General features: G+C 40.2%; 6 protein-coding genes. 5 read left to right on the top strand and 1 reads right to left on the bottom strand.

Annotation, left to right across the window (positions count from 1 at the left end; all coding sequences use genetic code 11):
- The first annotated feature begins 247 nt into the window (after positions 1-247).
- The 4 genes from HMJ38_RS16365 to HMJ38_RS16350 all read left to right on the top strand — a co-directional run bounded on the left by HMJ38_RS16365 (position 248) and on the right by HMJ38_RS16350 (position 5143).
- A complete protein-coding gene (locus HMJ38_RS16365; RefSeq protein WP_194975495.1) occupies positions 248-880 on the top strand; it encodes a hypothetical protein in 633 nt (210 codons plus the stop codon).
- A gap of 23 nt (positions 881-903) precedes the next feature.
- On the top strand, positions 904-1095 hold the full coding sequence (locus HMJ38_RS16360) for a hypothetical protein (RefSeq protein WP_194975494.1): 192 nt from the start codon (positions 904-906) through the stop codon (positions 1093-1095).
- Positions 1096-1810: 715 nt separating this feature from the next.
- Entirely contained in the window at positions 1811-2671 is an 861-nt protein-coding gene (locus HMJ38_RS16355) for a LytTR family DNA-binding domain-containing protein (RefSeq protein WP_194975493.1), read from the top strand.
- Positions 2672-2818: 147 nt separating this feature from the next.
- Positions 2819-5143 carry a TonB-dependent receptor gene (locus HMJ38_RS16350; protein ID WP_194975492.1) on the top strand — a complete coding sequence of 775 codons (2325 nt, stop codon included), beginning with the start codon at positions 2819-2821 and terminating at the stop codon, positions 5141-5143.
- Between the two features lie 16 nt (positions 5144-5159).
- Here the strand turns inward: HMJ38_RS16350 and HMJ38_RS16345 are convergent, their stop codons facing one another.
- Complete coding sequence (locus HMJ38_RS16345) at positions 5160-5549, bottom strand: STAS/SEC14 domain-containing protein (RefSeq protein ID WP_194975491.1); 390 nt, start codon at positions 5547-5549, stop codon at positions 5160-5162.
- A gap of 250 nt (positions 5550-5799) precedes the next feature.
- Here HMJ38_RS16345 and HMJ38_RS16340 point away from each other — a divergent pair, with 250 nt between their 5' ends.
- On the top strand, positions 5800-6330 hold the full coding sequence (locus tag HMJ38_RS16340; RefSeq protein WP_194975490.1) for a protein N-terminal glutamine amidohydrolase: 531 nt from the start codon (positions 5800-5802) through the stop codon (positions 6328-6330).
- The last annotated feature ends 98 nt before the right edge of the window (positions 6331-6428 follow it).

The following is a 6428-nucleotide window of genomic DNA, read 5'->3' as shown; positions in this document are numbered from 1 at the left end:
TTTCACCCTCTGGAATAATTTGGTATCTTCGATACCAGATGCCCATGCTGGGCACACACAGCGTGTATGAAAAATAGCGGGTTCAGTGCTAAATCAAAGGTCTATGATTTTAATAAAAGTCAGTGCCAAATTGAAAGTGAAGTGCTTTTTAATCCGCTACTTCTCATGCACGTAAACCGTTGGCGGGCATTGCAAATGACAGTTTCAAACACAATTAAAAAAAGTAATAATTAAATTCCGATAGCAAATGCAAAAGTATTCGGTTCTAATATGCATAATCATATCTGTGCTTTTTCTTGTAATTGCCATCTTACTTTATCCGGGCGGTTCAATCCTTGACGAAAATTCTGTAGGCTTTGATTGGTCAAAGAATTTTTTTAGCAACTTATTTTTAGCGAAGGCACTCAATGGTACTGAGAACCCATCAAGGATTTGGGCACTTATCGGTATGGTCTTCAATTCAATTGGATATGGACTTTTCTTTATTCATACTTCTCGCAAAATACCCCACAAGCACACAGAGTTGGTTTTAATATCAATTGGCGTTGTTAATATGTTTTTTACCTTTCTAATTGCGACACCCTTGCATAACATTATGGTAACGGTTTCAAGTACTCTGACCATGATTGGTTTGTTTTACATTACCGTCTTTATTTTAAAGACAAAGATTCATTGGTTGACGTTGTTTTGTATTGTGAGCCTACTCATATTTTATTCCACTTTGTACTTGTATGGAGCAGGGAACTGGGGATTGTTGGCTGTAATGCAAAAAGTCACGTTTCTTTGTTTTATGCTGTTGGTTTTGACTATCGAATATTTTACGAAGGCTGAAGATTTTCAACAAAACAAAACTGACCGAGTGACAACAACGACCCGCTAATCGAGTAGCCCGACCTGAGCCAAATGGCTCAGGTTGAGGCTTTCAATATTTATCCCGAGCATCGGGACCACTGTATCCCGATACTCGGGACAGGCAGTACGGGTCTTCCCGAATCCAGTTCGGGACAGGCTGTATACGGCGGTCCCCTTTTGGCCTCCGTATGCCGTTTCCCGAAAATCGGGACAGGCTCTGTTTGTCAGTACCGAATTTTGTAGTCTCGCTTCCCTGCCCTCCGGGAGGCGGGCTTTACTACATCCCTGCAAGCTGGCTCCTCGCTAAAAACTTCCACAGGAAGTTTTCTTCACGCTCGGCCCTCTCACGGCAACCAGCCCCGATACTCGGGACAGGCTTTGCGACTTACTAGCAGGCTTCACCAACTTGCCTGCAAGGGATGCCGTAATTCGTCGGCACAGGCATTTCACCCTCTGGAATAATTTGGTATCTTCGATACCAGATGCCCATGCTGGGCACACACAGCGTGTATGAAAAATAGCGGGTTCAGTGCTAAATCAAAGGTCTATGATTTTAATAAAAGTCAGTGCCAAATTGAAAGTGAAGTGCTTTTTAATCCGCTACTTCTCATACACGTAAACCGTTCTGTAAAGCTTGGAGAACAATCGGTGAGCATATAGGTATTTTTACAAAGAGGGAGAGTTAGAAAAAGAGTCAACTTGGCGGAATTTTCGCCATGTTCAAATGAAAACACTTTGGTTGTCCCGGCATTTTCAGTAGGCCAAAGCTTACTCAAAAAAATAAATTGATGATAAAACTTGATTTTAATCCTAATTAAAAACTAAGTCCAAATCTCCTATGAACAGTTATATCTCAACATTAAAACAAGTTGATCCCCTGAAAATTTAGAAGCTTTAATTAGATTTGCTTTCTGCCTTGTTATTATTTTACTTGTAAAAGGTTTTACCAATTCTAGTAATGCTTCCCGACTGGCTGAAAAAAGAAATTCCCCAAAATTTTTTGCTCCAAAAACCTTGGGCCGCTTTTGGTGTGATCACTGTTTTTGGCTTTTTGTTCATGGTGATTTACACCCCTTTTGATGCCGGCCAAGATGATCCCCTATTTGTTTGGAAATTAATAGGATATGGTTTGTTTGTTGGATCAGCAGCTTTATTGGCCACAGGCGGAGTCATAAATCCTTTAATTTGTAAAAAAAATAGGCTTTGGACTATAGGCAAAGAATTGCTGGCCTTTGGTGTGATTCTGCTATCTATGGGCTTGATCATTTATTTTGCTGCTTTTCTGCTGGAACCTGCGGCAGACCGGTGGAATCTTGCCACTTTTTTGGATTCTTTCAAATATGCCCTTTTCATCTGTTTTCTTCCCTATGTTTTTTTTAGCCTGATGCATGCCCCTTTTTGGTTCAGTGCCTTGCCTGTTCAGGAAGAGTATTTCAAGCGCTTACCTATAAAGAATCCTCAGAATGAGCCAATAATAAACATCAGCTCCAAACTCAAAAAGGAGTCCTTGGATTTTCAATTGTCCGAACTCCTTTGCATCAGCTCAGAAGGTAACTATGTGGTATTTTATCTTTCAAAGGATGGCAAACTTCAGAAAAAAATCATTCGCAATAGCATGAATGAAATTGAAGAACAAATGAATACACATTCTTGTCTCTTGAGAGTACACCGCGCTTTTTTGGTCAATCTCAATAAAATCACCCAAAAAAGGGGAAATACCTTGGGATACCGCCTTAGGTTGAATGGAATGGATCTGGAAATTCCTGTTTCCCGTAACAAAGTCAAAGAATTCGATGAAAAATTTGCTGAATTCCGTTAATCCATTCATCACAGAAACTTGTTTTTGATAACAGGCTGAGCGGATTTCTTGCTCTCCAACCCAAACATTTGGCATCTGCACCACTTTTTAGTTCTTATTAAAGGCCTTCATTTCCTTTGTTCTGTAAAACTAACAGATCAAAAGGCCATGAAAACTTCAGCCATTTTACTAAAACATTTTGCGATTACCTTGATAGGTATCTCTTTGTCTTTTTCCTTTTTGGCAAAAGGCCAATCTACAGAAAAATTGAGAGGAACTTTGCTTAATGCATCCACTGAGGAGCCCGTGCCATTTGCAAATGTAGCCCTATATCAGCTCCCTGATACAGTATTTATCGCAGGTACCAATACTGATACCGAAGGCAACTTTCAATTACCTTTTACAAAAAGCAATCCTTCCTTTTTAAAATTCAGCTATATGGGTTTTGAAAGCTTTATGTTGTCTTTGGAAGCTGTGGGAGAGGCTGGTCTAGGTAACTTGTATTTCAGGGAATCCGAATTGTTATTGGAAACCCTTGTAGTAGAAGGGGAAAAGGTAAAAGGAATTACAGAGGGTGAAAAAGCTGTCTTCTTGATCAATCAGCAGCATGTAGCAGCATCCAATACCGGAATGGATATACTCAATCTGATTCCAGGAGTGTTTGTGGATTTCAACCAAAACATCCGTATCAGTGGAAAAAACAAGGTGCTTATCTTCGTAAACGGTGCTGAAAGGGACCATAGGTATGTACAGCAGCTAAGGGCAGCGCAAATTGATAAAATCGAGCTGATACTGAATCCTTCAGCCAGATTTGCAGGGGAAGCAGATGCAGTCATCCACATCCTATTGAGTGAAAAGGAAAGCGGTTTCTCAGGAATGGTCTATGGTGAATTTCCTATCTCGCGAAGTGAAGTGTACAGTTTCCCCACCGCAAATTTTTCCTTTTATACGCCCAAAATCCATGCCTATACAAGTTACAATGGAGCCTTCAGCATATTTGATGTGACACATGGCTACGATCGGAAAATTGTTGGTGAAGATAGAATCCTGATGGATCAAAAAACCCGACAAAAAAGTCTTTCCCACACTTTCCACCAGGGATTGGAATATGCCCTTGCTCCGAACACCTTGATTCATGGATACTTGGCGGCCAGCTGGTTTTCAGAAACCCATAATGGAAATATCACCCTTCAAAAAGACCAAATGGAAGTTTGGACAGCTCAACGGGAAGAAAAAGACAGGAACAGGTCTTTGACAACAGCCCTCTATTTCCAGCATGAATTTGACGAGAAAAAAGACAAAGGCATTACAGTGGATTGGACACAGAGTCGCTTGAGGGGAGAAAACAGGTTAACCTTCTTCCAAGAACAGGAAAGTTTTGTCAACCATATCCAACCGGAGCAACAGGTGTCCAATCTCAGGACTGATTTTAGAACAAAGCTTGGCACTACATATCGGCTGACAACAGGTTTTCAGGTGCAGCGACAACATTTTGGAAATGGTCATGAAAACAAATTTGATTTTAGGAGTAGTCTTTTAGCACTTTATGGGTCCATGAACTGGAAAAGAAATGCCTGGGATGCTGAATTAGGAATTAGGGCAGAGCAAATAAAAATACAAACAGTCTATCTTAAGGGGGCCAACAGCAATTTGTATATTCTGCCAAATGCAAGAATTGGATATGTTTGGAATGAAAGACATTCGGCGAGGGCCTTTTTGCGGTCGGCCATGGTGTATCCTTTATTTCATCAGCTGAATAATTATGAAACCTTTCTGGACCCCTATACCCTGTCCTTTGGCAATCAGGGTCTACAACCTTATAGCTACCATCAGCTTAACCTAGAACATACCTGGAATACAGGCAACTTGATGCTAATGAATGCTTTGTTCTTTGAAAAGAGAAGCAATATGATCAACAGCCTATACACGCTCGATACGTCAGGCCTAATGGTAGCCACATTTGCCAACCTGGGAGATCTGTACCAAACCGGTATTCAGTCCAGTGGAGCTATGAGGCTGAACAAATCCATTTCCATCAACCATCTGGTCAGGTTCTTTCATAGCCATAGTATCGGTAATGAGCCCATGATATTTTCACCAAGAAAAAAGTTGGCTGTAGAAACCGGAATTTCGGGTATGATCGCCCTAGAGAGAGATGTCAATATCACTCTTCGCTTCAGGTATCTTTCCCCTGTCAATGACATCCAATCTGACTTCTTTAGCGGACCGCTCTATTTTCTTGCTGCAGAGAAAAAACTGGGAGATCAATGGAAAGTAGGGTTAACAACTGCCATGCCTTTTTCCCGACGATTTACCTATAATGGATTAGAGACTCAAGGAGATCAATTTCAACAAAGGACCACCGGGCAAATAAATATGTCCAGGATACCCCTATGGCTTACGGTGAACTACTCTTTCCAAAAAGGTAAGTCTGTTGAAAAAGAAAAGAAGAAGGTCTCCAATGGACTGCATATCAATAAAAGAGGTTTCTGATAATAAACTTTAGCAACTATTTCAAAATAAGGCTTTGTGTCCATGCTTCTCCTTCAGGCTCGGTTTCGAAAATCTGATAGGGTACAGGTTGCTTTTGGAATGAAAAAATCACTTTTAAGATGGTCCGAATAGCCGCGTTGGGGATAATGTAGGCAGTTCCCGCACAATAATTTTTCATCAGTTCCTTATTTTCCTTAAGCCAAGTTGCCTGCATTTTTTGATGTGACAGTGAGGGAATACCCGCATTTGAAGCATCGAAAATGATGACCAAAGGCTTGTTAAACCTATAACAGGCTTTGGTTTGGGCCAGATAAGTTTGAAAGTTTTGGTCAGTGCTTTTATGGCCAGTAAAACGAATGCGAACGATGGGGAAATCGGATTCGTCAATGATTGCGTAAGGATCCATGCATTTATGAACCCGTTTTAAGGGAAAGGGTTTAAAGCAAAACCTGTTGAGCGAAAAAAAACGGTTGGCTACAATAATCCCTGTGAAATATCTTAATTAAATTTATAATTCAACTACCTCCTTCGTATCCAGATAAAAAAATATTTAATTTCTAAAATAAAGAAACCTTTTAGATCACTTGCAACGTACTACCTCCAGCATTGCTATCTCAAAAAAAACGAGATTTAATGCAAGTTTATATTCGCACGAAATGGAAATCACATCATCCAAGTACACCAAAAACTATTGTGAGGAAAATATCTGGCACCTGTGCCAACATCCTGAATTGGCAGGTTTTGTTAAAAAAGTGCTTTTTGTTTCAAGCACCGATAAAAACTGCGCTTTTCATTTCCAGAAAGATGCCGTTGACGGGTCGCCTGTTTGGTGGGATTATCATGTGATCCTATATGTTTCTAAAGACAATTCTGAACTGGTATTTGATTTGGATTCATCTTTGGACCAACCAACACCCCTTCAGGAATACCTCCGCTTGACTTTCAAGGATTTGGATGGAAAAAGTGAATCTTCACATCCCAAATTCAAAGCTATTGATTCAGAGGATTACATTTCTGGTTTTTTTTCTGATAGGAGACATATGAAAAACGGAGATGGTGAATGGATTTTTGAACCACCTCAATGGCCCATCATTGCGGACAACATAGAATTGCCCATTGAGGAACTAATGGATTTTACTGCAACGAGCAAGCAGCCTATTTTAAGTTTGGAAGGATTGGTGGCTTAAGGAAATCCAAAGTTAGTGGACCTGTTAACGAAAAAAATATATTTTGAAACTAAAAAAACCCATGTCTCACGACATGGGTTTTTTGTTACTTTAGCGAT

Source organism: Aquiflexum lacus (assembly GCF_015476655.1).
Classification (GTDB): domain Bacteria; phylum Bacteroidota; class Bacteroidia; order Cytophagales; family Cyclobacteriaceae; genus Aquiflexum; species Aquiflexum lacus.
Note: the sequence above shows the minus strand (reverse complement) of the source record. Positions and strands in the feature narration are given on the sequence as shown.

Excerpts from the sequence above, each read along its gene's own strand:
- HMJ38_RS16345 (WP_194975491.1), bottom strand. The coding sequence starts at position 5,549 with ATGGATCCTTACGCAATCATTGACGAATCCGATTTCCCCATCGTTCGC.
- HMJ38_RS16355 (WP_194975493.1), top strand. The coding sequence starts at position 1,811 with ATGCTTCCCGACTGGCTGAAAAAAGAAATTCCCCAAAATTTTTTGCTC.
- HMJ38_RS16340 (WP_194975490.1), top strand. The coding sequence starts at position 5,800 with ATGGAAATCACATCATCCAAGTACACCAAAAACTATTGTGAGGAAAAT.
- HMJ38_RS16360 (WP_194975494.1), top strand. The coding sequence starts at position 904 with ATGGCTCAGGTTGAGGCTTTCAATATTTATCCCGAGCATCGGGACCAC.
- HMJ38_RS16350 (WP_194975492.1), top strand. The coding sequence starts at position 2,819 with ATGAAAACTTCAGCCATTTTACTAAAACATTTTGCGATTACCTTGATA.
- HMJ38_RS16365 (WP_194975495.1), top strand. The coding sequence starts at position 248 with ATGCAAAAGTATTCGGTTCTAATATGCATAATCATATCTGTGCTTTTT.